Annotated in this window: 5 protein-coding genes; all 5 read left to right on the top strand. The window is 39.3% G+C overall.

The genetic code is table 11. The annotated features are described in order from the left end of the window. Positions 1–239 precede the first annotated feature (239 nt). The 5 genes from EF384_RS09225 to EF384_RS09205 are packed head-to-tail and all read left to right on the top strand — an operon-like array spanning position 240 to position 5,414. Entirely contained in the window at positions 240–1,073 is an 834-nt protein-coding gene (locus EF384_RS09225; protein ID WP_123781387.1) for an ABC transporter permease, read from the top strand. A 1-nt stretch (position 1,074) separates the two neighbouring features. Continuing rightward, a complete protein-coding gene (locus tag EF384_RS09220) occupies positions 1,075–1,866 on the top strand; it encodes an ABC transporter permease (protein WP_123781386.1) in 792 nt (263 codons plus the stop codon). An 11-nt stretch (positions 1,867–1,877) separates the two neighbouring features. Further along, the gene (locus EF384_RS09215; protein ID WP_123781384.1) at positions 1,878–2,921 is read left to right on the top strand and encodes an ABC transporter ATP-binding protein; all 1,044 of its coding nucleotides are present in this window, start codon (positions 1,878–1,880) and stop codon (positions 2,919–2,921) included. A 42-nt stretch (positions 2,922–2,963) separates the two neighbouring features. After that, positions 2,964–4,055: an ABC transporter substrate-binding protein gene (locus EF384_RS09210; RefSeq protein ID WP_123781382.1), complete on the top strand. Its 1,092-nt coding sequence runs from the start codon at positions 2,964–2,966 to the stop codon at positions 4,053–4,055. A 12-nt stretch (positions 4,056–4,067) separates the two neighbouring features. Next, entirely contained in the window at positions 4,068–5,414 is a 1,347-nt protein-coding gene (locus EF384_RS09205; protein ID WP_123781380.1) for an amidohydrolase, read from the top strand. The last annotated feature ends 70 nt before the right edge of the window (positions 5,415–5,484 follow it).

Here is a 5,484-nt window from a genome sequence, read left to right as displayed (position 1 = left end):
TCTACTTTGTAGGGAGTGTACCAGCAAGCAGTCGCTCTTTTTTATAAGCAGTTTTTATTAAAACACGAACATTCTTATCTTAAATTTTGTGAACTTTAAGAAAATTCGTAAGTTTTTATTTACATATCCTTTACAATTCTCTATAATTGTAACCATTGACGAACGATATATTTTAATTTTCACAACAACGTTCGGATTTTATTATATTTAAAGTATACAAATAAGAAAGGAACACTAGAATGAAAAAAGCATTTCTGGCATTTACGCCAGCAATATTGGTCTTGCTAGTTACCTTGTTTATTCCACTACTGATACTATTCATCTCTACCATCAGTTGGAATTCTAGTCAGCCGTTTGACCAATATATCGCCTTCTTTAGCAATGGCTATAACCTTACCGTGCTATGGCGAACAATTCGTATTTCAATCCTTGTCATGGTCATTTGTGCCTTACTTGGTGTACCAACAGCCTATTATATTTCAGGTCTTACTGATAAATGGCGCAAAATAGCAATGGCCATTACCGTTTTCCCATTGCTAACTAATTCTGCTGTTCGAGCATTTGCCTGGATTAATATCCTCGGTAAAAATGGGGTCATCAATAATAGTTTGATGTCACTAGGTATCATCCAACAACCATTAGATCTTTTGTATGCAGAATTAGCGATTATTATTGGGTCTGTTTATCTTTTCCTACCAACCATGATATTAGCACTAGTTGGTGTAATGGACGCAATCGATGATGAAATTATAGAAGCAGCATCAACTTTAGGCTCCAATCAATTTAATGTCTTCTTCAAAATTATTTTTCCGCTTAGCTTACCAGGTGTAGTTGTCGGAGCCATTCTTGTTTTCACAGGTACCATGACAGCTTATACAACACCACAATTGTTGGGTGGAAACAAATACATGATGTTATCCACTTACTTACGACAAAATGCCGTAACGCTAGGGAATTGGGAAGCAGCCGGTGTAATTGCCTTCATCATGATATTTATCACGCTTATCACCAATACACTTTTAAATGCATTAGCTAAACGTCTCGATCGTCGCCTAGGAACGGAGGAAGCCTAACATGAAAAAGTCAGTCTTCATTTCAACTCTTGGGATACTCGTACTCGTTTTTCTATTATTACCTTTGTGCATTACCGTCATTACTTCATTTGGTACTGCATCTACTATTCAATTTCCTATAAAAGGTTTCACTCTAGACTGGTTCTTAGTCGTATTTCAAAATGAAGCTTTTAAAAATAGTATGATTGTTAGTTTAATCATTGGGTTCTCATCCGTAATTGTTGCTTTAATTATCGGTATCCCCGTTGCTTATTTTATCGCTAGAGGACACTTCAAAGGAAAAGAACAATTGAATCAATTTTTCCTTTCACCTAGCATTATCCCAGGTATGGTCATTGGTTATGTGATGTTCCAAGTAATTTCTGCACAACTTAATTTACCAATTTTTCTTGGTTTATTTATCAGTCATTTGATTATCAGTCTTCCTTACGTGATTCGCGTTGTTGGTGCATCTTTAACTAACTTTGATGAATCGATTGAAGAAGCTGCTTGGACTTTAGGGATGACTCGCGGTGAAACATTCATCAAAATCGTCCTGCCAAATATTAAAGCGGGTCTACTATCCGCCTTTCTAATGGCCTTCATCAACTCTTTCAACAATATTCCAGTATCTTTATTCCTTACTGGTCCCGGGGTTTCAACCCTACCAATTACATTAATGAGCTACCTTGAATTTAATTACGATCCGAGTGTTTCAGCACTTTCTACTCTACTAATGTTCTTAACTATCATTATTATGTTGCTTGTCGAAAAATTAGTCGGCATTTCAACAAATACACAAACAAACGCCTAAGGAGGTCAATCGTGTCACTAGTAGCATTAAATGAAATTTCCGTATCTTATGACAAAGAAAAAAGCTATGTCCTTAAAGATTTATCACTCGCAATTGAACAAGGCGAATTGATTTCCTTATTAGGTCCTTCTGGTTGCGGTAAAACAACCACTTTGCGTGTTATCGCAGGACTAATCCAACAGAATGCTGGTCAATTTATATTAGATGGTAAAGATATTACAAACGTACCTGTTCATAAACGCGGTTTTGGTATGGTTTTTCAATCGTACGCCTTATTTCCACATCTAAGTGTTTTCGATAATGTAGCTTTTGGTTTAAAAAATAAAAAATTACCTGCTGCTGAAATTGAAAAACGCGTACAAGCGATGATGACCATTTGTGGGTTAGACGGATTCGAAAACCGTTTTCCTAAACAACTCTCAGGTGGTCAACGTCAACGTGTAGCATTAGCTAGGTCACTAGTTATCGAACCCCAACTATTATTACTCGATGAACCATTATCTAACCTAGATGCGCAACTTCGTATTACCATGCGTATGGAAATTAAACGTATCCAACAACAATTAGGTATTACAACCGTTTTTGTCACACATGATCAAGAAGAATGTTTCTCAATTTCTGACCGTGTCGCTGTCATGAATGGCGGTGTAATCGAACAATTTGACCGTCCTGAGGTAATTTATCACCAACCAAAAACACGCTTTGTCGCACAATTCATCGGTTTCGAAAACTTTATTCCTGTTACACGAAAAGCTAATCACTATGTTGATGCTAATGGTTCTACTTATCAAGTCACTAATGATGTAGAACTACTAGATGGAGATACAGCAACACTTACCATTCGTCCCGAAAATATCGTGGCATCAATGACCGCCATGAATGAAAATGCCCTTGTTGGTGAAGTATTAGTCCGTACTTTCTTAGGTAGAGCCTATCAATATGAAGTGGTTACTAGTGTTGGAAACCTACTAATTAATGCTGAAGAAAGCTACGAACCGGGTACTCGTATCCATTTATATTTACCAGCTGATAAGTTGGTTGCACTTACTAAATAAGCTTTTAAAATTTTAAAAGAAAACAAATTTGGAGGAAATGTAATGAAAAATTGGAAGAAATTAATGGTCGTATTTGCTAGTGGTGCAGCTTTAGCTGCTTGTGGAAATTCAGAGGCTAACCTTGCTTCATCGTCATCATCAAGTGACGCTTCAAGTACATCTAGTCAAGCAAGTAACGGAGAATTAATTGTTTCTACCTTCGCATTAAATCAAGACACCGTCGAAAATATTGTAATGACACCTTTTGAAGAGGCTAATGGTGTATCAACAGTATTAGAAGTAGGTACTGCATCTGAACGATTAACAAAATTAGCTAGTGGTAATAGCACTGTTGATGTAATTGAACTATCTCAAATTAATGCTAGCCAAGGAGATGCAGATGGTCTTTTTGAAGAAGTAACCGCTGAAGATGTACCAAACATCGATAATTTAACTGACGGTGCTAAAGAAGTATTGGAATCTGGAGCAGGTGTTCCTTACGCTGTAAACTCAATCGGTATTGTTTATGATCCAACTACACTAGGTTCTGAACCAAAAGAATGGGCAGACTTATGGTCTAGTGACTATGAAGGACAAATCGCTATTCCAGATATCGCAACTACATTTGGTCCAGCAATGGTCTACGTAGGTAGTGACTACAAAGGTATCGACATAACAACAGATAATGGTGAAGCTGGTTTCCAAGCACTATCTGAATTGAAACCAAACATCGTCAAAACTTACGAAAAATCTTCTGATTTAGTAAACATGTTCCAAGCTGGTGAAATTCAAGTTGCAGTAGTTGCTGACTTTGCCTATGAAATGATTAAAGAAGCTAATCCAAATGCTGTATATGTAGTACCAGAATCAGGTACATACGCTAACTACAATACTGTAAACTTAGTAAAAGGAAGTCAAAACACAGATTTAGCATATGACTATATTAATGCTAGAATTAGTCCAGAACTTGAAGAACAAACTGCAGAACAATTAAACGAAGCGCCAGTTAATACTGAAGTAACCCTTTCTGACGAACTTGCTGCAAACAAGACATATGGCGATATTGCAGAACGTGCGAAAACAATTGATACAACTTTTGTAAACGAAAACTTAGCTGACTGGATTACAAACTGGAACGAAATCATCAACCAATAATGGAGGTTTCCATTGAGAACATTAATTAGAAACGCTTGGGTACTTACCATGGATGATCAAATGCACGAATATCATCCCGGTTACGTACTCCTAAATGAAGATATCATTGAAGCAGTAGGGCCTGAAGAAGGTCCTACGCTTCTTCATATACAAGACCTTATCGATACCGCCGACACCGTCATCGATGCCAACGATGCCCTTGTCGTGCCTGGATTTGTGAACACCCATACCCATATAGGCATGATACCCTTCCGTAGCCTTGGCGACGACATGAAGGATCGCCTACGCAAGCTCCTGTTCCCTCTCGAGGCAGATATGACCGAGGACTTAGTTCGCGCAAGCGCCCAATATGCTATGGCCGAAATGCTCCTAGCTGGTATCACAACTTTCGCCGACATGTACTACTTCGAAGACGCCATAGCCGAAGAAGCAGATCAAATGGGCATTCGTGCCCTTCTCGGCGAAACCATCATCGGTCAGCCAACACCCGATGCTAGCGATAATACGCCTTATTTTGGGTTAAAAATGGCCCCCGCCTTTATTGAACGCTGGCAAGGACACGTACGTATCCAGCCAATGATAGCGCCACATGCGCCCAACACAAATGACCGTGCTAGCCTCGAATCTGTGACCAAAATAGCAATCAAATACAACGTCCCTGTCATGATTCACGTCAGCGAAATGGACTATGAAATGGCCGAATTCAAAGATAAGTACAATCAAACACCTATCGAATACCTAGACAGCATCGGATTTTTCGAAGCAAAAGTCATCGCTGCTCATGGTATTCATGCCAAAGGACAGGACTTTACTATCCTGCATGATCAAGGTGTTGGACTTGCCCATTGTGTTGTTGCCAACACCAAAGCAGCCAAAGGTGTTGCGCCAATTAAAGAAATGCTAGCAGCAGATGTGGCCGTTGGTTTAGGTACAGATGGCCCCTCAAGTGGCAATCGTTTAGACCTATTCACCCAAATGCGTACCTTCGCTTATGCACAAAAGACCTACAATCACGACCGGTCAATATTCCCAGCCACAACCATTGTCAACTTAGCAACACGTGGCGGTGCCAAAGTGCTTAGCCTAGACCATAAAATTGGCCAATTAACACCGGGATATCAAGCAGACATCACCATGATTGAACGCAAATCATTAAATATGAATCCCATCTTCGACCCATACTCTGCCATCGTATACTCAGCCGAAGCCAGCAACGTCGAAGCCGTATGGGTTGCCGGCCAACAACTCGTTGCCAACAAAACCCTCACTCGCTTTAGCGAAGAAACAATCAGCCAACGCCTACAAGCACAAATGGCACCATTCAACGCCAAAGTCGCTGAAATTTTAGGACAAGAATAAACGAAAAACCAGCATTTGATTGCTGGTTTTTTATGTCTTAAATTATCGGCGGATTTTATAATGAACTTAG

Origin of the sequence: Aerococcus agrisoli (assembly GCF_003797145.1) — a bacterium.
GTDB classification, from domain to species: Bacteria; Bacillota; Bacilli; order Lactobacillales; family Aerococcaceae; genus Aerococcus; species Aerococcus agrisoli.
This window is presented reverse-complemented; position numbering and strand designations above follow the sequence as displayed.

Coding starts and splice junctions, on each gene's coding strand:
- EF384_RS09210 (WP_123781382.1), top strand. CDS start 2,964: ATGAAAAATTGGAAGAAATTAATGGTCGTATTTGCTAGTGGTGCAGCT.
- EF384_RS09220 (WP_123781386.1), top strand. CDS start 1,075: ATGAAAAAGTCAGTCTTCATTTCAACTCTTGGGATACTCGTACTCGTT.
- EF384_RS09225 (WP_123781387.1), top strand. CDS start 240: ATGAAAAAAGCATTTCTGGCATTTACGCCAGCAATATTGGTCTTGCTA.